The 20,684-nt window shown below is 73.1% G+C and carries 18 protein-coding genes; 5 read left to right on the forward strand and 13 right to left on the reverse strand.

The genetic code is table 11. The annotated features are described in order from the left end of the window. Nucleotides 1–21: 21 nt before the first annotated feature. Both AB0E88_RS08000 and AB0E88_RS08005 read right to left on the reverse strand, forming a co-directional pair. Nucleotides 22–309: a YiaA/YiaB family inner membrane protein gene (locus tag AB0E88_RS08000; protein WP_361625645.1), complete on the reverse strand. Its 288-nt coding sequence runs from the start codon at nt 307–309 to the stop codon at nt 22–24. A 70-nt stretch (nt 310–379) separates the two neighbouring features. Beyond that, a complete protein-coding gene (locus AB0E88_RS08005; protein ID WP_361625959.1) occupies nt 380–1,531 on the reverse strand; it encodes an acyl-CoA dehydrogenase family protein in 1,152 nt (383 codons plus the stop codon). A gap of 90 nt (nt 1,532–1,621) precedes the next feature. Between AB0E88_RS08005 and AB0E88_RS08010 the strand changes: the two genes are divergently transcribed. The 3 genes from AB0E88_RS08010 to AB0E88_RS08020 all read left to right on the forward strand — a co-directional run bounded on the left by AB0E88_RS08010 (nt 1,622) and on the right by AB0E88_RS08020 (nt 4,071). Further along, complete coding sequence (locus AB0E88_RS08010) at nt 1,622–2,254, forward strand: TetR/AcrR family transcriptional regulator (RefSeq protein WP_361625648.1); 633 nt, start codon at nt 1,622–1,624, stop codon at nt 2,252–2,254. A gap of 65 nt (nt 2,255–2,319) precedes the next feature. Next, nucleotides 2,320–3,048, forward strand: a complete 729-nt coding sequence (locus AB0E88_RS08015; RefSeq protein WP_361625651.1) for a winged helix-turn-helix domain-containing protein — start codon at nt 2,320–2,322, stop codon at nt 3,046–3,048. Between the two features lie 78 nt (nt 3,049–3,126). Then, a complete protein-coding gene (locus AB0E88_RS08020; RefSeq protein WP_361625654.1) occupies nt 3,127–4,071 on the forward strand; it encodes a DMT family transporter in 945 nt (314 codons plus the stop codon). Here AB0E88_RS08020 and AB0E88_RS08025 read toward each other — a convergent pair. From AB0E88_RS08025 to AB0E88_RS08075, 11 genes are all read right to left on the reverse strand, one after another. Then, nucleotides 4,063–5,385 carry an MFS transporter gene (locus tag AB0E88_RS08025; protein ID WP_361625657.1) on the reverse strand — a complete coding sequence of 441 codons (1,323 nt, stop codon included), beginning with the start codon at nt 5,383–5,385 and terminating at the stop codon, nt 4,063–4,065. The genes AB0E88_RS08020 and AB0E88_RS08025 overlap by 9 nt on opposite strands. A gap of 218 nt (nt 5,386–5,603) precedes the next feature. Further along, a complete protein-coding gene (locus AB0E88_RS08030; protein ID WP_361625660.1) occupies nt 5,604–6,683 on the reverse strand; it encodes a Zn-dependent alcohol dehydrogenase in 1,080 nt (359 codons plus the stop codon). Between the two features lie 10 nt (nt 6,684–6,693). Continuing rightward, nucleotides 6,694–8,082, reverse strand: a complete 1,389-nt coding sequence (locus tag AB0E88_RS08035) for an aldehyde dehydrogenase family protein (RefSeq protein ID WP_361625663.1) — start codon at nt 8,080–8,082, stop codon at nt 6,694–6,696. A 228-nt stretch (nt 8,083–8,310) separates the two neighbouring features. Further along, nucleotides 8,311–9,645: an ABC transporter ATP-binding protein gene (locus AB0E88_RS08040; protein ID WP_361625666.1), complete on the reverse strand. Its 1,335-nt coding sequence runs from the start codon at nt 9,643–9,645 to the stop codon at nt 8,311–8,313. Nucleotides 9,646–9,878: 233 nt separating this feature from the next. After that, entirely contained in the window at nt 9,879–10,637 is a 759-nt protein-coding gene (locus tag AB0E88_RS08045) for a class F sortase (protein WP_361625669.1), read from the reverse strand. Further along, nucleotides 10,624–11,280 carry a hypothetical protein gene (locus AB0E88_RS08050; protein WP_361625672.1) on the reverse strand — a complete coding sequence of 219 codons (657 nt, stop codon included), beginning with the start codon at nt 11,278–11,280 and terminating at the stop codon, nt 10,624–10,626. The genes AB0E88_RS08045 and AB0E88_RS08050 overlap by 14 nt, the downstream gene beginning before the upstream one ends. A 101-nt stretch (nt 11,281–11,381) precedes the next feature. Continuing rightward, the gene (locus AB0E88_RS08055) at nt 11,382–12,629 is read right to left on the reverse strand and encodes an MFS transporter (RefSeq protein WP_361625675.1); all 1,248 of its coding nucleotides are present in this window, start codon (nt 12,627–12,629) and stop codon (nt 11,382–11,384) included. A gap of 21 nt (nt 12,630–12,650) precedes the next feature. Then, nucleotides 12,651–14,051: a CitMHS family transporter gene (locus AB0E88_RS08060; protein WP_361625678.1), complete on the reverse strand. Its 1,401-nt coding sequence runs from the start codon at nt 14,049–14,051 to the stop codon at nt 12,651–12,653. 136 nt (nt 14,052–14,187) lie between these two features. Further along, on the reverse strand, nt 14,188–16,440 hold the full coding sequence (locus tag AB0E88_RS08065) for a molybdopterin oxidoreductase family protein (RefSeq protein ID WP_361625681.1): 2,253 nt from the start codon (nt 16,438–16,440) through the stop codon (nt 14,188–14,190). A 527-nt stretch (nt 16,441–16,967) separates the two neighbouring features. Then, nucleotides 16,968–17,585 carry a TetR/AcrR family transcriptional regulator gene (locus AB0E88_RS08070; protein WP_361625684.1) on the reverse strand — a complete coding sequence of 206 codons (618 nt, stop codon included), beginning with the start codon at nt 17,583–17,585 and terminating at the stop codon, nt 16,968–16,970. Beyond that, nucleotides 17,582–18,355, reverse strand: a complete 774-nt coding sequence (locus tag AB0E88_RS08075; protein WP_361625687.1) for a nuclear transport factor 2 family protein — start codon at nt 18,353–18,355, stop codon at nt 17,582–17,584. The genes AB0E88_RS08070 and AB0E88_RS08075 overlap by 4 nt, the downstream gene beginning before the upstream one ends. 208 nt (nt 18,356–18,563) lie before the next feature. On the opposite strand from AB0E88_RS08075, the gene hmgA reads away from it, so the two are divergent. Together hmgA and AB0E88_RS08085 are read left to right on the forward strand one after the other, a co-directional pair. Next, nucleotides 18,564–19,880 carry a homogentisate 1,2-dioxygenase gene (gene hmgA, locus AB0E88_RS08080; protein WP_361625690.1) on the forward strand — a complete coding sequence of 439 codons (1,317 nt, stop codon included), beginning with the start codon at nt 18,564–18,566 and terminating at the stop codon, nt 19,878–19,880. A 42-nt stretch (nt 19,881–19,922) separates the two neighbouring features. Then, complete coding sequence (locus AB0E88_RS08085; RefSeq protein ID WP_361625693.1) at nt 19,923–20,672, forward strand: GntR family transcriptional regulator; 750 nt, start codon at nt 19,923–19,925, stop codon at nt 20,670–20,672. Nucleotides 20,673–20,684: the final 12 nt, after the last annotated feature.

Here is a 20,684-nt window from a genome sequence, read left to right on the forward strand (position 1 = left end):
GCCGGTCGCGCGGCGCCATGGTCAGAGCTTCTCGAACGGGTCGTGCTCGGCGAGCAGCTTCTCCAGCCGGGCCTGGTCGACACGACTGTGGATCTGCCCGGCCTCCTGCCGGTCGCGGATCACCTTGGCGAGGGTGAAGGCGGAGGTGACGAGGTACAGGACGGCGATGGCGAGGAAGCCGCGCACCCAGGCGTCGGCCTGGAGCCGGACGATGCCGATGGCGGTGGCCGCCATGGCCACGGCGAAGGAGGCCACGGCCTGACCGTGGAAGGCGGCCGTGCTCTGCTGCTTGACCGGTGTGTCACTCATGGGGACAAGCCTCGGCGGACGTGGCGCCCGCCACATCCGCCGGGATACTCAGGACGTACTCAAAAGCGTCTCAGAACGCCGACACACCGGTCAGCGCCCGCCCGATCACCAGCTTCTGGATCTGGCTGGTGCCCTCGTAGAGGGTCATCACCCGGGCGTCGCGCAGCAGCTTGCCCGCGGGGTACTCGTCGATGTAGCCGTATCCGCCGAAGACCTGCAGGGCGTTGTTGGCGGCGCGGACGGCGGCCTCGGAGGCGAACAGCTTGGCCTTGGAGGACTCGACGGCGAACGGCTGCCCGCGGTCGATCAGGCCGGCGACGCGCCAGGTCAGCAGCCGGGCCGCGTCGACGTCGACGGCGATGTCGCTGATCAGCTCCTGCACCAGCTGGTGGTGGGCGATGGTCTTGCCGAACTGCTCGCGCTCACCGGCGTAGCGCACGGCGACGTCCAGCGCGGCCTGGGCGATGCCGACGCAGCCGGCCGCCACCGACATCCGCCCCTTGGCCAGCGCGGACATCGCGACCTTGAAGCCCTTCCCCTCCTCGCCGAGCATGGCCGAGGCGGGCACCCGCACGCCTTCCAGGACCAGCTCGGCCGTGGCCTGGCCGCGCAGACCGAGCTTGCCGTGGATGGTGCGGCGGGTCAGGCCGGGCGTGTCGGTGGGTACGAGGAAGGCGGTCACGCCCTGGTGGCCGGGGGCGTCGGTGGAGCGCGCGAAGAGCAGCACGACGTCGGCCCAGGTGCCGTTGGTGATGAACATCTTGGTGCCGTCGAGGACGTAGTCGTCGCCGTCGCGCACCGCCCGGGTGGCGAGGCTGCCCGCGTCGGAGCCGGTACCGGGCTCGGTGAGGCCGAAGCAGCCGACCAGCTCGCCGGCGGTCACTCCGGGCAGCCACCGCCGCTTCTGCTCCTCGCTCCCCCAGGCCGCGATCGTCTTGGCGACCAGCCCCAGGGAGACGGAGACGATGCCGCGCACGGAGGAATCCCCGCGCCCCAGCTCCTCGGTGACCAGGCAGTACGTGAGGTGGTCGCCGCCGGAGCCGCCGTACTCCTCGTCGATCGTCAGGCCCAGGAAGCCGACCTCGCCGAGCTTCTTCACGATCGCCCGGTCGACCTCCTCGGCGCGGTCCCAGACGACGACGTGAGGGGCGATCTCCCGCTCCACGAAGTCCCGGGCGAGCCGGCGGACGGCCACCTGCTCCTCGCTCAGCTCCAGGTTCACCACGCGACCACCCCACAGACTAAGGACCTTGAAAGCTGCACATTTAAATTAGCACTGCTAGTTTCGATGCGCAGCCCTACTATGTGCGCCATGGCCCGACCGCGCAAGCCCCTGCTGAGCACCGACCGCATCGTTCGGACGGCGCGGGAACTCGTCGACACCGAGGGCCTCGCGGCCGTCTCCACCCGGCGCCTGGCGGCCGAACTGGGCGTGAGCGGACCGTCGCTGTACAACCACTTCCGCACCAAGGACGAGATCCTCGAGGCGGTCGCGGACTCGGTGAGCGCCCAGGTCGACCTGGCGATGTTCGAGGACGGCCGGGACTGGCGGACCGCGCTGCACGACTGGGCCGTCTCCTACCGGGCCGCCCTGCGCGACCACCCGAACATCGTCCCGGTCCTGGCCCGCGGCCCCGGCCGCCGGCCTGCGGGCCTGCGACTGGCCGACGCGGTCTACGGCGCGATGGTCGACGCGGGCTGGCCACCGGCCCAGGCGACCAGCATCGGCGCCTTGATGCGGTACTTCATCATGGGCTCCGCGCTCGGCTCGTTCGCCGCGGGCTTCGTCGAGGACCCGAGCGCCTACGACCCCGCCGACTACCCGCACCTGGGCCAGGCCCACCTCCTCGCCGAGCAGCAGGAGAAGATCGACCAACGGGCCTTCGAGACCGGCCTGACGGCCCTGCTGGACGGGCTGGCCCAGCAGTACGCGCTGCTGCCCTAGGGGGTGTCCCGCCGGTCGCGATACTTCGGTGGGAGCCGAAGCGTCGGTGCCGCATGCTGGAGCGCATGACCACCAGGGACCGCGCAACCACCCGGGATCCCCAGGCCCCGGCCCTGGCCCGGCTGGCCGCGCTGATCGCCGACGAGACCCGGGCCGCCTGCCTGCTCGCCCTGCTCGACGGACGGGCGTGGACCGCGGGCGAGCTGGCCCGGCACGCCGGTGTCGCCGCCTCCACGCTCAGCGAGCACCTCGGCAAACTCGTCGCCGGCGGCCTGCTCACCGAGGAACGCCAGGGCCGCCACCGGTACGTCCGGCTCGCCGACGCCCGGGTCGCCCAGCTCGTGGAGGACCTGGCGGCGCAGGTCGCGCAGGACGCCCTCGTACGGCCGCGGTCGCTGCGCGCGGCGAGTGCCGGGTCGGCCATGGCCCGCGGGCGCACCTGCTACGACCATCTCGCCGGACGGCTCGGCATCGCGGTCACGGACGCGCTCACCGCGCGCGGACTGCTGCGCCAGGACACCGGGTTCGCGCTCACGGACGCGGGGGTGGCCTGGTTCGAGAGCGCCGGCATCGGTCTGCGGCGCTCCGCCCGCCGCCCGCTCGCCCGGGCCTGCCTGGACTGGACCGAACGCCGGCCGCACCTGGCCGGGGTCGCGGGCGCCGCGCTGTGCCGGCACGCCCTGGACGCCGGCTGGTGTGTGCGGATCGGTTCCGAGCGTGCGGTGAAGGTGACGGCGAGCGGCGAACGCGCGCTGTCGGAACTGCTCGGCATCGAGCCCGCCACGCTGCACTGACCGTCCCTGCGGTCCACCCCCGCTGTCAGGTCCGAAAAGCGCGAGACTCCTGACCTTCCGTCCCCTAGTCTCGGGAGCATGATGAGCACCTCCTCGCCCCGCCGCCCCGAACTGCTCGCCGCGGCCGCGGCCACGGTGAGCGTCGTGCTGTGGGCCTCCGCCTTCGTCTCCATCCGCAGTGCGGGCGCCGCGTACTCCCCCGGAGCGCTGGCGCTCGGGCGTCTGCTGTCGGGGGCGCTGACGCTCGGCCTGATCTGCCTGATACGGCGGGAGGGGTGGCCGCCGCGGGCGGCCTGGCCCGGCATCGCGGTCTCCGGGGTGCTCTGGTTCGGTTTCTACATGGTCGTCCTGAACTGGGGCGAGCAGCAGGTGGACGCCGGTACGGCCGCCCTGGTGGTCAACATCGGCCCGATCCTGATGGCGCTGCTCGGCTCCCGGCTGCTCGGCGATCCGATGCCGCCGCGGTTGCTGGCGGGGATGGCGGTGTCGTTCGCGGGCGCGGTGACGGTGGGCCTGTCGATGTCCGGCGAGGGCGGCGCCTCGGCCCTCGGTGTCGTGTTGTGCCTGCTGGCCGCGATCGCCTACGCGGGCGGTGTCGTCGCGCAGAAGCCGGCGCTGGGGACGGCGACCCCGCTGCAGGCGACCACCTTCGGTTGTCTGATCGGTGCGGTGGCGTGCCTGCCGTTCGCCGGGCAGCTGGTGCACGAGGTGGCCGGCGCCCCGGTGCCGGCCACGCTCAACATGGTCTACCTGGGTGTCTTCCCGACCGCGCTGGCCTTCACGACGTGGGCGTACGCGCTGGCCCGGACGACGGCGAGCCGGATGGGCGCGACGACGTACGCGGTGCCCGCGCTGGTGGTGGGGATGTCGTGGCTGGCGCTGGGTGAGGTGCCGGGGCTGCTCACGCTGGCGGGCGGTGTGCTGTGCCTGGCCGGCGTGGCGGTGTCCCGCTCCCGGTCGCGGGCCGCCCGGGTCGTGGCGGCGGGGTCGTCACGACCCGAGAAGGCCCGCGAGTCAGCGTGAACGCGCGCGGGAGGCGAGCACCTTGATGGACAGCAGGGCGATGACCGACAGGCCGATGATGTAGCCGGCGACGGACATCGAGGTGCCGGTCGCCTCCAGCAGCAGCACCATCAGGAACGGCGCCAGGCCACCGCCGGCCACCGCGGCGATCTGGTAGCCGAGGGAGGCGCCGGTGTAGCGCATCTCCGGCGTGAACAGCTCGGCGAACAGGGCGGCCTGCGGGCCGTACATGATGCTGAGGAAGCAGCTGGCGACGAAGGAGCCGACGGCGAGCCACAGCAGCGAGCCGGTGTCGATGAGCAGGAACAGCGGGACCGCCCACAGGGCGATGCCGGCGGCGCCGAGGGCGTAGATCCGGATGCGGCCGACCCGGTCGGACAGCGCGGCGGAGGCGGGGATCAGCGCCAGCTGGGTGAGGCTGACGCACAGCGAGACGGTGAGCACGGCGCCGCGGTTCATGTGCAGTTCGCGGGTCGTGTAGTCGAGGACGCCGGTGATGAGGATGTAGAACGTCGCGGTGTTCACGGCGAAGGAGCCGCCGGCCAGCAGGACCGTGCCGAGGTGGTGGCGCAGGATCGTGCGCAGCGGTGATGCCGCGTCGGTCTTCTCCCGCTGCGCGAGCGCGTGTTCGGCCCGCTTGAACTCGGGAGTCTCCTCGACGCGGGTGTGGATGTACCAGGCGAGGACCAGCACGAGCAGGCCGGCCAGGAACGGCACGCGCCAGGCCCAGGACGCGAAGGCCGCGTCGGTCGTGAAGGCTCCGGCCAGCAGGAAGACGGTGTTGGCGGTCACCACGCCGATCGGGACGCCGAGTTGGACGACGCTGCCGTAGATCCCCCGCTTGCCCGCGGGGGCGTACTCGGTGGCCAGCAGCATGGCGCCGCCCCACTGCGCGCCCACGGCGACGCCCTGCACGACGCGCAGGACGACCAGCAGGACCGGGGCGGCGACGCCGATGGTGTCGTACGTCGGGAGCAGGCCGATGCCGGTCGTGGCCAGGCCCATCAGGGTGAGTGCGAGGACCAGCATGGGCTTGCGGCCCCGCTTGTCGCCCAGGTGCCCGGCGACGATGCCGCCGAGGGGGCGGGCGAGGAAGCCGACGGCGAAGGTGGCGAAGGAGGCGAGGACGCCGGCGGAGGAGCTGCCGGCGGGGAAGTAGAGATCGCCGAGCACGAGGGCCGCGGCGATGCCGAAGACGAAGTAGTCGTACCACTCGACCGCCGAGGCGAGGGCCGCGGCGGTGGCGACACGGCGGCGGTTGCCGGCGGGCGGTGCGGTGGTCGTGAGCGGCTGAGCGGAAGGTGCCGTGTCCATGCGTGCACACTCCGGTGGGTGCGGGGGACGGAACGGGGGGCGGCTCGAGTTCCCGGGACCGTACTGACCGGACGGTATGGCCGTCAACGGGTCGCGCACCCCGACTTTTACCTGTACGTGGCACTCGTTCCGGCCACGGGCACGCCGACGCCCCCGGCCGCCGCTCACGGCCGGGGACGGGGTGTCGGCGCCGGCGGACGACCGGCGCGCGGGCGGCGCTAGAAGACCACCAGGGCGCGGCCGCCCTTGCCCGCGAGCATGTTCTCGAAGGCCGCCGGGATGCCGTCCAGCGCGATGCGTTCGGTCACCAACGCGGACAGGTCCAGGCGGCCGGCCCGCACGTGCTCGGCCAGCACCGGCAGGTCGGCGGCGGGGTCGCAGTTGCCGTAGACGCAGCCGGACAGGGTGCGGCCCCAGTGGAAGATCTCCAGCGCGTTGAACGTGACCTGCTGGTCCTTGCCGCCGATGCCGACCACCGTGGTGCGCCCGCCGCGCCGGGTGGAGTCCCAGGCGGCCCGGATCGACACGGCGCGCCCCACGCACTCCACGGCCACGTCGACGCCCTGCTTGCCGGTGAGGGCGCGGATCTCGCGGCTGGTGTCCTCGGAGGCGACGACGTAGTGCGTGGCGCCCGCGGCGCGGGCCAGCTCCTCCTTCTCGGGGGAGACGTCCACGGCGACGATCGTCGACGCCCCGGCGATCCTTGCGGACTGGAGGGTGGCCAGCCCCACTCCCCCGACGCCGAACACGGCGACGCTCTCGCCCTGCCGCACCCGCGCGGAGTGGTGGACGGCGCCGTAGCCGGTGAGGACCGCGCAGCCGAGCAGGGCCGCGTCGGCGAGCGGGACACCGGCCGGCAGCGGCAGCACACAGGGAGCGGCGACCACGGTCTCCTCGGCGAAGGCGGCGACGTTGAGGCCGGGGTGCAGCTCGGTGCCGTCGGCCGTACGGGCGTGGACGTCCGCGGCGCCGTTGAGGGCGTTGGCGCACAGCCACACCTCTCCGCGAGCGCACGCGGGGCAGTGTCCGCAGGCCGGAGCCCAGTTGAGGACGACTCCGTCGCCGGGCGCCACATGCGTGACGCCCTCACCGACGGCGACGACCGTGCCGGCGCCCTCGTGGCCGAGCACGGCGGGCACCGGGACCCGCATGGTGCCGTTGGACAGCGACAGGTCGGAGTGGCAGACACCGGCGGCGGCGAGACGGACCCGGACCTGGCCGGGCCCGGGATCGGGCAGCTGGATCTCCGTGATCTCCAGCGGGGCGCCCACAGCGGGCAGGACGGCAGCGCGAACCACGTGAACTCTCCTAGAACTGCAGGGACTTGGTCTGGAGGTACTCGGTCAGGCCGTGGGCGCCCAGCTCGCGGCCGACGCCGGACTGCTTGTAGCCGCCGAAGGGGGCGAGCGGGTTGAAGCGGCCGCCGTTGATGTCGACCTGGCCGGTGTCCATGCGGCGTGCGAAGGCCACGGCCTCCGCCTCGTCGCCCGCCCACACCGCGCCGGCCAGGCCGTAGACCGTGCCGTTGGCGATGCGCAGGGCGTCGTCCTCGTCGTCGTAGCGCAGGATCGACAGGACCGGCCCGAAGATCTCCTCCTGCGCGATCGTCATCTCGGGGGTGACGTCGGCGAAGACCGTCGGGCTGACGAAGTAGCCGCGCTCGCGCGGGGCTTCGGGACCGCCGGCGACGAGGCGGGCGCCCTCGGCGATGCCCTTCTCGATGTAGCCGAGCACCCGCTCCTGCTGCTTGGCGTTGACGACCGGGCCGATGCGGTCGCCGTACTTGGCGGCGGCCGCCGCGGCGAGGGCGACGGCCTCGTCATACCGGTCGCGGTGGACCAGCATGCGCGTCCAGGCGCTGCACGTCTGCCCGGAGTTGGACATCACGTTGGCCACGCCCACGTTGACCGCCTTGGCGAGGTCGGCGGAGGGCAGGATCACGTTGGCGGACTTGCCGCCGAGCTCCAGGGCGACCTTCTTGATCGCGGCACCGGCCAGCGCGCCGATACGGCGGCCGACGGCGGTGGAGCCGGTGAAGGACACCATGTCGACGCCGGGGTGCTCGGCGAGGGCCTGGCCGGCGACCGGGCCGAGGCCCGTGACGAGGTTGAACACACCGGCCGGGACGCCCGCCTCGTGCACCGCCTCGGCGAAGAGCCGAGCGGTCAGCGGCGTGTCCTCGGCCGGCTTCAGCACGACCGTGCAGCCGGCGGCGAGGGCCGGGGCGACCTTGGCGACGATCTGGTGCAGCGGGTAGTTCCACGGTGTGATCGCGCCGACGACGCCGATCGGCTCGTGGTACACGGTGGAGTTGCCGGCCTTCTCCTCGAAGGGGTACGTCGCGGCCAGCTCCGCGTAGGAGCCGGCGACGGCGATCGGGACGGCCGCGTGCACGTTCTGCGAGAACGGCAGCGGGGAACCGAGTTCGGCGGTGACCGTCTCGGCGATCTCGTCCTTGCGCGCGGCGAGCGCGTCCCGCAGGGCGGCCAGGCGTGCGGCGCGCTCGGCGGGCGCTGTGGCGGCCCAGGCCGGCAGGGCGGCGCGGGCCGCTCGTACGGCGTTGTCCACGTCCGCGGCGTCGCCGGCCGGGACCTGGGCGATGACCTGCTCGTCGGCCGGGTCGACCACCTCGATCACGCCCTCGCCCGTGGCGGGGCGCCAGGCGCCGTCGAGGTACATGCCGTCGTGTGCCTTCATGGTGCTCCTCCGGGCGGGGGCTGTCGTCCGGCACACAAACTAGCGGCGATAGTTTTACTGCGCCAGACGCCGCCTCATGACATCACGTCGCGGGGAGCGCCCCGGCGCCGGGTGCGTGGCCGGGCACGGGCGCGTCGGGGCGGGTCGCGCCGTTCCCCGCGCCCCTTGTCCGCCTGCGGGGGTCCGTCGCGGTGGGCGAGGGCGCGGGAGGAGCCACGGGGCGGGTCGCTACTCGTCCAGGTCCGGGAGGTGGGACGGGGACGGGCAGATGCGTTCGCCGTGGTGGTCGAAGACGAAGAGGTGGGCCAGGTCGACCAGGAGCGGGACCTGCATACCGTGGCGCAGCCGCAGGTCGGGGGTGGTGCGGACGACCAGGTCGCCAGGGACGCGGGCGGTCGGCGCGGGGTCGGCCCCGGGCTCGGCGGGGCGGTCCAGGACCACGACCGGGCCGGCCCGCAGCGCCCCGGCCCGCTCGCGCAGCCGTTCCAGGACGGACCCGTCACGCCGGCGCCGGCGCGCCGGGCGCGTCACCGGGCGCGGGGCCTCGAGCTCCGGTACGACGGCGGGGCGGGACCCCGTGTTGAAGTGGACCAGGCTCTCGTGGCCCTGGAACTCGACGTGCTCGACGAGCCCGGTGAGCGCCACCTCGCCGGGGCGGGCCGCGCTGTGCTGGGCGACACGGACGGCCTCCGAGCGCAGGCCCACGATGACCTCGCGGCCCTGCTGGACGCGGAGCAACTGGTGGTCCAGGGAGAGCGGTTCGGGCAGGCGCAGGAACTGCTTGCCCAGGCTGATGGTCATCGCGCCGTCGAGCGGGGCGCGCACCAGGCCGCGCAGCAGGTTGATGCGCGGGGTGCCGATGAACGCGGCGACGAAGACGTTGCGCGGCAGGGCGTACACCTCGCGCGGGGTGCCGACCTGCTGGAGCACGCCGCCGCGCAGGACGGCGACCCGGTCGCCGAGGGACATGGCCTCGCCCTGGTCGTGGGTGACGTACACCGTGGTGACGCCCAGTTCGCGGGTGAGGGTGGAGATCTCGGCGCGCAGGTGGTTGCGGAGCTTGGCGTCGAGGTTGGACAGCGGTTCGTCCATCAGGAACGCCGACGGGTGCCGGGCGATGGCCCGGCCCATCGCGACGCGCTGCCGTTCGCCGCCGGAGAGCTGGGCGGGGAAGCGGTCGAGGAGTTCCTCGATGCCGAGCATCCGTGCGGTGGCGTCCACCCGGGGCCCCGGGTCGGTGCCCGGGGCCTCGATGCGCAGCGGGAAGCCGATGTTGTCGCGGCTGGTCATGCTCGGGTACAGGGCGAAGTTCTGGAACACCATCGCGATGTCGCGGGCGGACGGCGGCAGGTCGTTGGCCCACTCGCCGTCGAGCAGCAGCGTGCCCTCGGTGATCTCCTCCAGACCGGCGATCATGCGCAGTACGGTCGACTTGCCGCATCCGGAGGGGCCGAGCAGGACGAGGAACTCGCCGGGCGCGATGTCCAGCGTGAGCCGGTCCACCACACGGGCGCCTTTGGCGTAGACCTTGCTGATGTCGTGCAGGGAGATGGCGCGTGTCATGGTGTCGTCCCTGGGGCCTGACGGGGGCGCTGGTGCTCCGCGGTCGGACGCCCCGTCCGGATGCACGGGGCGTGTGAGTCACGGAAGTTAACGGAACGCACTCGGCCGAGGGAAGACACCGGGCGGCATCACGCGCTCCCGTCCGCCAGATGAGAAAGCGGACGGGAGCATTCAGGTCCCCGGGGGCCGGCGCCGGCCGGCCCGCGGTGCGGCGGGGGCGCCGCCACCGCAGGTCACTTGACGCCGGTCAGGTGGGCGAAGACGACCACGTTGCTGGTGTATCCGGTGCGCCGGCTGAACAGGCCGCCGCACGTGATCACGCGCAGCTCCGGGCGCCGGGACGGGCCGTACACCTCCTTGTCCGGGAAGCCGGACTTGTCGAACACCCGCACCCGGTCCACGGTGTAGACCGCGGTGCGGCCGTCCGCGCGCCGCACCTCGATGGTCTTGCCGGGCTTGACCAGGGCGAGCCCGGCGAAGACGGCGGGGCCCTTGGTGGTGTCGCGGTGCCCGACGGCGATCGCGGTGCCCGGCTCACCGGGCGTGGCGCCGCCCTGGTACCAGCCGACCAGCTTGGGCCGGTCGACCGGGGGCGTCTCCAGCTCCCGGTCGCCGTTCAGCCGCAGTCCGGTCACCGGGGCGTCGATCCCGAGCGACGGGACGCGGAACGTGGTGGGCCGGGACCTGGGCAGCGGGCCGGTCGGGGGCGTGGGGCGGGCCCGGACGCGGGCCACCTTGGGACCGGGCCGGGGACGGACCACCGGAGGAGAGCTGCGGGGCGTGGGCGTCCCGGCGCCCTCCCGGCCCGCGTCCGGTGCGCCGGCGACCGCCGCCGCGCCCGGTGCGCCCGCCCGCACCGGCGCGGCCGGGTGGCCGTGTCCCGAGCACCGGACCCCCGCCGTGACCAGGACGACCGTCAGCACGGCCGTCCTGGTGAGGCGGTAGGCGCGGGTCCGGTACCAGGGCCTGCGTCTGCGCCTAGGCGGCACCATGGGTGCGCCGGCGCATCATCCGGAAGTACACGGCGGCACCGATGGCGACCACACCGACGCCCGCCGCCGCGGTCACCGGCGTGTAGGCGGCCGCGGTGTCGACGAGGCCGCCGCCGCCCGCGTGCACGCCACCGCGCGGCCCGTTCTCGTCGTGACCGCCCCAGGCCGCGTCACCGCGCTGCTCGTGGTCCTCGATCTGGCCGGGCGCGTGCGCCCGGTTGTCCTTCTCGGGGCACTTGACGCGGAAGATCTTCTCCTTGGGCGTCCCGGCGATGATCCAGGTGAGCTTGTACTGACCGTCGGCCAGCCCGAGCACGTCGGTGTGACCGGCGCCCCCGGCCAGCGGGACGGTGCCCTGGGTGGTGGCCGCCGTGGGCAGCGGGGGCTGCGCCTCGATGGTGTAGGCGACGGTGGGCAGCCGGTCGAAGTTGACCGCGTCCAGGTAGAACTTGCAGACCACGGAGTCTTCCTTGGAGACGCCGTAGGGCACGTGCTCGTTGTGGATCCGGATGTCGCCGTTCTCGCCCTGAGCCACCGCGGCCGGCGCAACGACCCAGGACGCACCGGACGCCGCGAGGGCGGTGAGGAGGACGGCGGCGCCGGCACGGGAGCCGAAGGGACGTGGAAGTGTCAGGGTGGGCATACGGTTCCTCCGAGTCAGGACGATTTTCATACAAATCGCTCTTTCGCCCTGGACTCTGCGACACGGACCCTACGGGTCACGGCACCGCGCCCGGCGCGTCGTCAGATATCGCTCGTGCGGCGCAGCCCCGGCCGCCCGCGCGCCCTCCGCGCCGCTTCCCGGCCCCCGTCGGCCCCGGCCCCGCCGGACGGCGCCCGCAGCGCGACGCCCGCCGACACCAGCAGCAGCGCCCCGAGCATCACGAACGGCGCCGCCACCCCGGCGACGCCGGCGACCAGGCCCGCCGCCGCGGGCGCGGCCACCTGGCCCAGACGGTTGCCCGTCAGCCGCAGGGCGAGCGCGGTGGAGCGCGCCTCCTCGGGTGCCGCCTGCACGACGGTCGTCATGGACAGCGGCTGCCCCACTCCGAGGCAGAACCCGAGGACGACGAGCATCGCGCCGAGGGCCCACACGGGCAGCGGCAGCGCGATCCCGGCGCACAGCGCGCCCGCCGACAGACACGTCAGCGTCAGCAGCAGCGTGCGGCCGAGCAGCCGCAGCAGCGGCGTGAGCACCAGACGGCAGGCGATGGTGGCCGCCGCGCGCAGCGAGAGCAGGAGGCCGACGACGCTCGGCGCGATGCCGCGGTGCTCGCCGACCACCGGAAGGTAGGCGGTGAGGACGTCGGTCGCGGACAGCACCGCGAGGCTGACGAGGATGCCCGCCGGAACGCCCCGCGCGCGCAGGATGCGCCGCACCGGCACCGGCTCCCCCCGATCGGGACGGGACGAGGACGCCGTACGCCGGTGCTCGATGCGCCACAGCGACGTGAACGCGGCCGCGGCGCCGCCGCCCGCGACGAGCAGGGCCAGGGCGCTGCTGCCGGCCCGGTCCGCGCCGCCGATCAGGGCGCCCGCCGCGATCGGGCCGACGAGCTGGCCGAGGGAGGCGCCGATGGTGAAGTGGCCGAAGTTGCGGTCCTGTTCGTGCGGGGCCGACCGGCGGGCGACGAGCGACTGGGCGCCGATGACGAAGCACAGGTGGCCGAGGCCCATCACCCCGCTCCACACCGCCATCGCCCACAGTGACCCGGCGAGCCCGCTGAGCGCGCAGCCGCCGGCGATCAGGGCGACGCCGGCCGGCAGCAGCGGCGCGCACCGGCCGTGGTCGGTGCGCCGGCCGAGCGGTACGGCGGCGAAGAGCGGCAGCAGCGCGTACACACCGGCGATGACGCCGACCGCCCGCTCGTCGGCGCCCAGCGCGAGGGCCCGGTAGGAGACGGCGGGCCGGGCCATCGACACGGCCCCCTGCGCGAAGCCGAAGGCGATGACGAGGCGGAGCAGCCAGCCGCGTTTCCCACCGGGCGCCATGGGTTCTCCCTCCGGGAGTGGTCAGACGATGCCGAAGAGGACGGCCGAGCCGAGCACCACCAGCGAGGTCAGCGCGGCCCATTTGACGACGAACCGGGTGTGGTCGCCGAACTCGACCTTGGCCATGCCGACCAGGACGTAGACGGCCGGGACGAGCGGGCTGGACATGTGCAGCGGCTGGCCGATGATCGAGGCGCGGGCGACCTCCACCGCGGAGACGCCGTGCGCCTGTCCCGCCTCGGCGAGCACCGGCAGGATGCCGAAGTAGAAGCCGTCGTTGGACATGAAATAGGTCAGCGGGACGCTCAGCAGGCCGGTGACGAGGGCCATGTGCGGGCCCATGCCGGCGGGGATGTTGTGCACCAGCCACTTGGCCATGTGGTCGACCATGCCGGTGCCCTGGAGCACGCCGGTGAAGACGGCGGCGGCGAAGACCATGCCGGAGACGTTGAGGACGTTCTCGGCGTGCGCGGCGATCCGCGCCTTCTGGTCCGGCATGTGCGGGAAGTTGACGGTCAGCGCGAGCGCGGCGCCGAGCAGGAACAGCACCGGGATCGGCAGCCACTCCATGATCATGGCGGTGAGCAGACCGACCGTGAGCAGCGCGTTGAACCAGTACAGCTTGGGGCGCAGGGTGGCGCGGTGCGGGTCCAGTCCCTGGAAGCCGTCGTCCCCGGTCTCCTCGGGGAGGTCCGCGCCGCCGCCGGAGCCGCCGGTCACGCGCTGGGCGCCGGTGCCGGAGCCGGCGCCCACGAGCACGGCCTCCTGCTCGGCGGGCTCCTCCACCAGCACCTCGTCCAGCGTCAGCACACCGAGCCGCTTGCGCTCACGGCGGCCGAGGACGTAGGCGAGGGCGAACACGAACAGCAGGCCCACGGCGAGGGCCGGGATCATCGGTACGAAGATGTCGCTCGCGTCGAGCTTCAGCGCGGTCGCGGCACGGGCGGTGGGGCCGCCCCACGGCAGCGTGTTCATCACGCCGTTGGCCATGGCGGCCACGCCGGTCATCACGACCAGGCTCATCTTCAGGCGCTTGTACAGCGGGTACATCGCCGAGACGGTGATCATGAAGGTGGTCGAGCCGTCGCCGTCCAGCGACACGATCGCGGCGAGCACGGCGGTGCCCACGACGATCCGCAGCGGGTCGGCTTTGCAGAACTTGAGAATCCCGCGCACGATCGGGTCGAAGAGCCCGACGTCGATCATCACACCGAAGTAGACGATCGCGAACATCAGCATCGCCGCGGTGGGGGCGAGGCCGGTGACTCCGTCGATGACGTAGTCGCCGAGCTCGGCGCCCTTGCCCACGAAGACACAGAAGAGTGCCGGTATGAGCACGAGCGCCGCGATCGGCGACATCTTCTTCAGCATGATCAGGACCAGGAAGGTCGCGATCATGGCGAAGCCGAGGATGGTCAGCATGAGTGGATACCTAACGTTCGCCCTTGAACATCCCACCTGGGGCCGGCGGTGCGGACGACGTTAGGTCGCGTCAAACGGCGTTAACAAGACGTTGACGTGCGAGCAATAAGCGCAAAACTCCAGGTCACAGCTTTGCTCAGGTCAGCTGGGTGAGCTCTTCGGCCACCGCGGACACCTCGACGGGCACGCCGTTGAGGACCGCGTTGCCGGACAGCGGGTCGAGCAGGCTGCCGTCGAGGAGCTGGTTGACGTTGGCTCCGGGGTCGGTGACGGCGTGGCTGAGCCGGGTGCCGGGGCGGTCGTGGCCCCAGCCGTGGGGCAGGCTGACGACGCCGGTGCGGACCGCGTCGGTGACCTCGGCGGGGGCGGTGACCTCTCCCCCGGCGCCCTTGACGCGCACCAGGGCTCCGTCGCGGATGCCGAGCCGCTCGGCGTCGGCCGGGTTCAGGTGCAGGGTGCAGCGGTTGGAACCGCCGGTGAGGGCCGGGATGTTGTGCATCCAGCTGTTGTTGGAGCGCAGATGGCGCCGCCCGACCAGGACCAGCCCGTCCTGGCGCTCGCGCAGGCCCGCCCGCAGCCGGGGCAGGTCACCGGCGATCGGCTCGGGCAGCAGCTCGACCTTGCCGCTGACCGTCTTCAGCGGCTGCGGCAGACGGGGTCGCAGCGGGCCTAGGTCGATGCCGTGGGGGTGTGCGAGCAGCTTCTCCAGCGTCAGCCCGTCGGGCCGGGCGCCGAAGCCGTCGCCGTAGGGGCCTAGGCGCAGCATCGCATCGAGCCGGCGCTCGGGGCCGTTGTCGCCGGTGAGCTGTGCTGCCAGTTCCCCGGGGTCGCGGCCGTGCACGGGCGAGTGCGGGTCGCGGACGGCCTTCTTCAGTGTCTGCTCGATCACCGTCGTGTCGACGGCTGACGGATCGGTGCCGTGCAGGCCGGTGGCGGCCAGGATCAGCCGGGCGAGGATCTCCGTCTCCGCCATCCGGTCCGCCTCCAGCGGGACGGCGGGGCGGGTGTAGCGGACCTGGTTGCGCACGGCGAGGGTGTTGAAGGCGAAGTCGTGGTGCGGGCTCTGCGCGGGCGGGGGCGGCGGCAGGACCACATCGGCGTGGCGCGAGGTCTCGTTGAGGTACGGGTCGACGCTGACCATGAAGTCCAGCGAGGCGAGCGCCTTGTCGAGGCGGTCTCCGTCGGGGGCGGACAGCACGGGGTTGGCGGCGATCGCGATCAGCGCGCGCACGGGTACGCCGTCCTCGGTCGCGGTGTCGATCTCCTCGGCGAGCGCGGACAGCGGCAACTCGCCCTTGGCTTCGGGGTGCTTGCTCACGCGGGAGTGCCAGCGGCCCAGGTGGAAGCCGTGCCCGGGACCGGCGGGGCGGGGGGCCTTGTCGGTGGCGGCCTGCGGGAAGAGGGCGCCGCCGGGGCGGTCGAGGTTGCCGGTGAGGATCGTGAGGACGTCGACGAGCCAGCTGCCCAGCGTGCCGAACGGGACGGTGCAGCTGCCGATGCGGCCGTACACGGCGGCGGACTCCGCCGCGGCCAGTTCGCGGGCCAGGGTGCGGATGACGCCGGCGTCGATGTCACAGGCGGCGGCCACGGCGTCCGGGGTGAAGTCGCGCAGCGCTGCCGCGAGTTCCTCGACGCCCTGGACGTGCGCGGTCAGTTCGCCGAGCCGCACGAGCCCTTCCTCGAAGAGGACGTGGGTCATCGCCGCGAGGAGCAACGCGTCGGTGCCGGGGCGGATGGCGAGGTACCGGTCGGCGAGCCGGGCGGTGCGGGTGCGGCGCGGGTCGATCACCGTGAGGGTCCCGCCGCGGGCCTTGAGCGCCTTCAGCTTGCCGGGGAAGTCGGGGGCGGTGCACAGACTGCCGTTGGACTCCAGCGGGTTGGCGCCGAGGATCAGGAGGTGGTCGGTGCGGTCCAGGTCGGGGACGGGGATCAGGTTGGCGTCGCCGTAGAGGAGCCCGCTGGAGACGTGCTTGGGCATCTGGTCGACGGTGGAGGCGGTGAACAGGCTGCGGGTGCCGAGGGCGCCGATCAGGACCGGCGGGTAGAGGCCACCGGCCATGGTGTGCACGTTGGGGTTGCCGAGGACGACGCCGACGGAGTGCGGTCCGTGCCGCTCGGCCACGGGACGCAGGCCCTCGGCGACCGCGTCGAAGGCCTCCTCCCAGGTGGCTTCGCGCAGCTCGCCGTCGCGGCGCACCAGCGGGGCGCGCAGCCGGTCGGGGTCGGAGTCGACGGCCCCGAAGGAGGCGCCCTTGGGGCAGACGAAGCCCTTGCTGAACACGTCGTCGCGGTCGCCGCGGGCGCCGGTGACCCGGGTGCCCTCGATGGTCAGGGTCAGCCCGCAGGTGGCCTCGCACAGGGGGCAGATTCGCAGGGCGGTGCGGGGCACGGGTCCTCCCGGGGGTGCGGCGCGGCGCCACGGGGGCGCACGGACGTGGGTGAGCATACCGACCGGTATGGGCAAAGGGGAGGGCTGCGGCGGGGGCGGTGTTCGTCTGGGGGTGCCTGTAGCGCGGGGCGCGTTGTCGGCTGAGGGTTGCGCTGTGGCTGGTCGCCGTTGCCTGCGGCGCCGGGTGCGTTGTCGTCTGCGGGTTGCGCTGTGGCTGGTCGCCGTTGCCTGTGGCGCCTGTGCGGGTTGCATTGTGGCTGGTCGCGCCGTTCCCCGCGCCCCTTTTTTGCCTGCGGCGGCCCGTCGCGGTGCGTGGTCGGTTGCTGTCGCGCCAACGGTGCGTGGTGGGTCGGGACCGGGGCGGGGGGTGTCCGTCCTCGGTCCGGCCGGCCGTTCCCGACGAGGGCGCCCTGTGCCGGTGCCGGACGCTGCGGGCGGACACCCCCCGCCCCGGCCCCTTCCCGCCGTACGCGGGTGACAGCCGCCATCCGGCTCAGGTTCCGGCCGGAGGTGGCGGGGTGGGCCGGTCAGTCCAGGACTCGGCCCAGATAGGCCCGCAGCAGTTCGCGGGTTTCGGCGATGATGGCCTCGTCGCCCTGGGGGGTCATGCGGAACGCCAGCTGGACCAGGGTGTCGGCCGTCTCCACGGCGACCAGGAACGTGCGGCGCAGTGCCTCGTCCGGTTCGCGGTTCAGGAAGCCCGCCAGGAGGTCGGTCAGGCGGCCGGCGACCCGCAGGTTGGGCTCGGTGTGCGCGGCGCCGATGGGTATCTGGTTGCCGAAGTCGACGAGGGAGAAGCCGGGCGCCGTGCGCTTCATGGCCAGGTACTCGTCCAGCACCGCGTCCATCGCCGCGCGCCAGTCGCCCTGGGCCACCCCCTTGAGCCGCTCGACGGCGCGCTCGGTGTAGCGGTCGAGGTTGCGCTGGGCGAGCGCGTCGGCCATCTGCCGCTTGTTGCCGAAGAAGCGGTAGACCGAGCCGATGGGCACGCCGGCCCGCAGCGCGACCGCACGGGTGCTCAGGGCGTCGTAGCCGACCTCGTCGAGCAGGTCGGCGCACGCGTCGAGGATCCTGGTCAGCCGTTCGGCACTGCGCCGCTGCACGGGCGCGCGGCGAAGGGATGTCGCGTCGGGCACGGGCATCATGATGCCTTTCCGCCGGGGTCCGGTGAACCTCGCCCCCCGGTACGCGCGGAAGAGCCCCGACCGCTCACCGCGGGTCGCCGCACCCCGTGGCGTCCCGCCGCCGCAGCCCGCCGGCCGGCGCCTCCTGCCGCGCGATGCCGCAGGCCGTCGTCCCGCGCCCCTCGGCGCCGAGCGCTGTCGCCGGTTCGCGCGGCGCGGGCGCCCCGCGCTCCGTCGCCCGCCGTCACCGCCACGTCCGGGCGCCGCGGGGTGGAGCCCGCGGCTTGAGCCGACGCCGTGATGTCCGCCGTGCTCTGCACCGCCTTGCCGTCGACCGCCCAGACCGTGCCGTCGTCGGCGTACAGGCGCACCGTGACGTGGTGCAGGCCGTGCGGGACCAGGTGGGCGGGCAGCCGGTACGCCGGTGTGCGCAGGTCCGCGACGCGGTGGCCGTCCACCGACAGGCGCGCCGTACCGCGCCCGGCCACCGCCTCGGCCCGGCCACCGGCCGGCGAGAGGCGGAAGCGGCGCAGGATCAGCCGTACGTCCCAGGTGCCACCGGTGTGCGGCTGCACCACGACGTCCACCTCGGGCGCGTGTTTCGCGCCGATCTCCCGATAGTGCCGCCCCTCCTCGTCCGTGTCGTCGAGGACCTTGCCCACCGGGTGCGCGGTGTCCCCCGTGCCCTGTTTCTCCCGTCCTCCCGCCTCGCCCGAGCCGCAGCCCGCCGATGCGAGAAACACCAGCACAGCGACCACGAGCGCGCCGAGAAGCCCATGCCTCCACGCCATGTCCGGAGCGTAGAACAGCCGTCCGGGCCGCCGGATCCCCCTGAGGTCGGGTTCCGGCCGTAGTCCTCCAGTAGGGCCGGTATCCCCCTTGCGCCCGCGAAACCGCAATCCTACGGTGTTCCATAGGAATCCGGTCGCCGTACCGCGGCCATCGTGGTTCCGACGACGCAACAGCGGCGCACAAGAGCAGCGCAAGGGAGCGATGTGCATGAGCGGGGACGCGCGCAAGAGAGCCGAGGGGCTGACCTACCTGTCGGGATTCGGCAACGAGCACAGCTCGGAGGCCGTCCCCGGCGCGCTGCCCGTCGGCCGCAACTCACCGCAGCGCGCCCCCCTCGGGCTGTACGCGGAGCAGCTGAGCGGGACGGCGTTCACCGAGCCGAGGGCACACAACCGCCGCTCGTGGCTGTACCGCATCCACCCCTCGGCCGCCCACCCGGCGTTCACCCGCACCGGCAACGGCGCACTGCGCACGGCCCCCTTCACCCAGACCGCGCCCGATCCGAACCGGCTGCGCTGGAACCCGCTGCCCGAGCCCGGGCCCGAGACGGACTTCCTGGCCGGCCTGTGGACGCTCGGCGGCAACGGTGACGCCACCCAGCGCACCGGCATGGCCGTGCACCTGTACCACGCCAACACCTCCATGGACCGCGTGTTCAGCGACGCGGACGGCGAGCTGCTGATCGTCCCCGAGCGCGGCGGGCTGCTGCTGCACACGGAGTTCGGCCTGCTGCACGCCGAGCCCGGTCATGTGGCGCTGATCCCGCGCGGGGTGCGCTTCCGTGTGGAGCTCCTCGACGACAGCGCCCGGGGGTACGTCTGCGAGAACTACGGCGCGCCCTTCCGCCTGCCCGACCTCGGCCCGATCGGCGCCAACGGCCTGGCCAACGCCCGGGACTTCCAGGCGCCGGTCGCCGCGTACGAGGACGTCGAGGGGCCGGTGGAGGTGGTCAGCAAGTTCTGCGGCAACCTGTGGCACGCGGAGTACGACCACTCGCCGCTGGACGTCGTCGCCTGGCACGGCAACCTCGTGCCGTACGTCTACGACCTGCGCCGTTTCAATGTGATCGGGACGATCTCCTACGACCACCCGGACCCGTCGATCTTCACGGTGCTGACCTCGCCGAGCGACACCCCCGGGCTGGCCGGGGTCGACTTCGTCGTCTTCGCGCCGCGCTGGCTGGTCGGCGAGGACACCTTCCGGCCGCCGTACTTCCACCGGAACGTGATGAGCGAGTACATGGGCCTGATCGAGGGGGCCTACGACGCCAAGGCGGAAGGCTTCGTGCCGGGCGGCGGATCGCTGCACAACATGATGTCGGCGCACGGTCCGGACCGGGACACGTTCGACAGGGCCAGCAGCGCCGAGCTGAAGCCGCACAAGCTCGACGACGGGCTGGCGTTCATGTTCGAGACCCGCTGGCCGGTGACGCTCACGCCGCACGCGGCGCGCGCGGACCACCTCCAGCAGCGCTACGACGACGTCTGGCAGGGCCTCGAGCGTCACTTCCGCACACCTTCGTGATCTGGTTGCAGTGACCCCGCCCCGACCGGTACGGATGGCCCCGTGACCTCCTTCGCCCCGGATTCGATCGTCCTGAACCGCAAGCTGCCGCTGTGGTACCAGGTGTCGCAGTCGCTGCGCGCGTCGATACTCGGCCGCTCGCCGCAGGACCCGCTGCGCCTGCCCACCGAGGAGCAGCTGGCCGGACACTACGGCGTGAGCGTGCTGACCATGCGGCAGGCGCTGAAGGAGCTGGAGGAGGAGGGGCTGATCACCCGGCACCGGCGGCGCGGAACGTTCATCGAGCCCGCCGCACGGCGGGGCGCCCCGGTGCGGCTGCTGGGCTCGGTGGACGCGATCGTGGCCCAGCAGTCCGGCATGGTGACCGAGCTGCTGGAGCACGGCAGCGGTCCCGTCCCGGCCGAACTCGCGGGCTTCTTCCCGGAGCTGGCCGAGGCGGCGACGTACCACCGGCTGCGCAGCGACGAGAAGACCGGTGAGCCGACCAACCACGCCCGCAACTGGGTGCGGCCCGAACTGGCCGCCCGTATCGATCCCGAGGACCTGACCCGCTGGCCGATGACGAAGGTGCTGCGGGACGTGGTGGGGGTGGACATCAGCCGGATCACGGACACCGTGGAGGCCCGGCTGGCGGACCCGGACACCTCGCGGCTGCTCCAAGTGCCGCTGCTGAGCCCGATCCTGCACTACACCGGCGTCACCTACGACCAGCAGGGGCGGGTGCTGGACGTGGCGGTCATCCACTACCGCGGCGACCGCTTCTCCTTCACGGTCACCCTCGACGCCCACTGAGCGCGTCGTACG

This window comes from Streptomyces sp. NPDC028635 (assembly GCF_040637635.1).
Taxonomy (GTDB): Bacteria; Actinomycetota; Actinomycetes; order Streptomycetales; family Streptomycetaceae; genus Streptomyces.

Bases quoted from the DNA above. Each gene is read 5' to 3' on its own strand.
- AB0E88_RS08025 (WP_361625657.1), bottom strand. From the start codon at position 5,385: ATGGACACGGCACCTTCCGCTCAGCCGCTCACGACCACCGCACCGCCC.
- AB0E88_RS08040 (WP_361625666.1), bottom strand. From the start codon at position 9,645: ATGACACGCGCCATCTCCCTGCACGACATCAGCAAGGTCTACGCCAAA.
- AB0E88_RS08075 (WP_361625687.1), bottom strand. From the start codon at position 18,355: ATGGCGTGGAGGCATGGGCTTCTCGGCGCGCTCGTGGTCGCTGTGCTG.
- AB0E88_RS08010 (WP_361625648.1), top strand. From the start codon at position 1,622: ATGGCCCGACCGCGCAAGCCCCTGCTGAGCACCGACCGCATCGTTCGG.
- AB0E88_RS08070 (WP_361625684.1), bottom strand. From the start codon at position 17,585: ATGATGCCCGTGCCCGACGCGACATCCCTTCGCCGCGCGCCCGTGCAG.
- AB0E88_RS08050 (WP_361625672.1), bottom strand. From the start codon at position 11,280: ATGCCCACCCTGACACTTCCACGTCCCTTCGGCTCCCGTGCCGGCGCC.
- AB0E88_RS08055 (WP_361625675.1), bottom strand. From the start codon at position 12,629: ATGGCGCCCGGTGGGAAACGCGGCTGGCTGCTCCGCCTCGTCATCGCC.
- AB0E88_RS08000 (WP_361625645.1), bottom strand. From the start codon at position 309: ATGAGTGACACACCGGTCAAGCAGCAGAGCACGGCCGCCTTCCACGGT.
- AB0E88_RS08035 (WP_361625663.1), bottom strand. From the start codon at position 8,082: ATGAAGGCACACGACGGCATGTACCTCGACGGCGCCTGGCGCCCCGCC.
- AB0E88_RS08060 (WP_361625678.1), bottom strand. From the start codon at position 14,051: ATGCTGACCATCCTCGGCTTCGCCATGATCGCGACCTTCCTGGTCCTG.
- hmgA (WP_361625690.1), top strand. From the start codon at position 18,564: ATGAGCGGGGACGCGCGCAAGAGAGCCGAGGGGCTGACCTACCTGTCG.
- AB0E88_RS08015 (WP_361625651.1), top strand. From the start codon at position 2,320: ATGACCACCAGGGACCGCGCAACCACCCGGGATCCCCAGGCCCCGGCC.
- AB0E88_RS08020 (WP_361625654.1), top strand. From the start codon at position 3,127: ATGATGAGCACCTCCTCGCCCCGCCGCCCCGAACTGCTCGCCGCGGCC.
- AB0E88_RS08045 (WP_361625669.1), bottom strand. From the start codon at position 10,637: ATGGTGCCGCCTAGGCGCAGACGCAGGCCCTGGTACCGGACCCGCGCC.